Origin of the sequence: Winogradskyella sp. UBA3174, from assembly GCF_002364335.1 — a bacterium.
GTDB lineage: Bacteria > Bacteroidota > Bacteroidia > Flavobacteriales > Flavobacteriaceae > Winogradskyella.
The window spans coordinates 109,966-110,195 of record NZ_DEXW01000037.1 but is presented as its reverse complement, the minus strand read 5'-3'; the positions used below and the strand labels follow the sequence as shown (position 1 = coordinate 110,195).

Sequence of the window (230 nt, the reverse complement as noted above, 5' to 3'; positions counted from 1 at the left end):
GCATCCATTAAAGCCATAGTTCCTGCACATACAGTAGCCATAGAAGAAGAACCGTTAGATTCTAATACTTCAGATACGATACGTACTGTGTAAGGGCAATCGTCAGGAATCATACCTTTTAAACCACGTTGTGCTAAATTACCATGTCCAACTTCTCTACGAGAGGTGCCACGAATTGGTCTAGCTTCACCTGTACAAAAAGGAGGGAAGTTATAATGTAAATAGAAATT

The 230-nt window shown here is 39.6% G+C and carries 1 pseudogene; it reads right to left on the bottom strand.

What is annotated here, in order from left to right:
- A pseudogene (locus B2U95_RS05465) lies at positions 1-230 on the bottom strand (polyribonucleotide nucleotidyltransferase); the annotation flags it as partial.